General features: G+C 73.3%; 1 pseudogene. It reads right to left on the minus strand.

Going from position 1 to position 574, the window contains the following annotated elements:
• A pseudogene (locus FRW57_RS23825) lies at positions 1–574 on the minus strand (hypothetical protein); the annotation flags it as partial.

The raw sequence follows: 574 nt of genomic DNA on the forward strand, positions 1-574 counted from the left end.
CCGGGGTGTCGCCCTCCCCCGGAGCCGGCTGTGCCTGGTCGCCCGACGGGGCCTCGCCGGGCTGCTGTCCGGCCCCGACGGCCCGTGCTTCGCCGTCGCCCTCGCCGGGCAGACTCGACCCCTCGTCCACGCCGGTCCGGTCCAGCTCCTCGAGCTGGCCCTCGATGTAGGACTTGAGCCGGGCGCGGTAGTCGCGCTCGAAGGTCCGCAGCGCCTCGATCTGCCCGCTGAGCACGTCCTTCTCGTGCGCGAGCGCCTCGAGCACCGACCTCTTGTGTTCCTCGGCCTCGCTGACCATGGCCTCCGATCGCTGGGTGGCGTCGGCGATCAGCTCCTCGTGACGCGCCTCCGCGGTGGAGATCAGCTCGTCGTGGCGTGCCTGTGCGGTGGAGACGAGGTCGTCGTGCTTGGCCTGGCCGTCGCTGAGGAACTTCGCGTGCTGCTCCTGCCCCTCGCTGATGAGGCGGTCGCGCGTGGCCTGACCCTCGCTGACGTGCTCGTCGTGCAACTTCTGGGCCAGGGCGATGACGCCGGCCGCGCTGCCTGCGCCCACGGCGCCGGCGCCGGCGCCGGC

Source organism: Segeticoccus rhizosphaerae, assembly GCF_009192725.1.
Classification (GTDB): domain Bacteria; phylum Actinomycetota; class Actinomycetes; order Actinomycetales; family Dermatophilaceae; genus Segeticoccus; species Segeticoccus rhizosphaerae.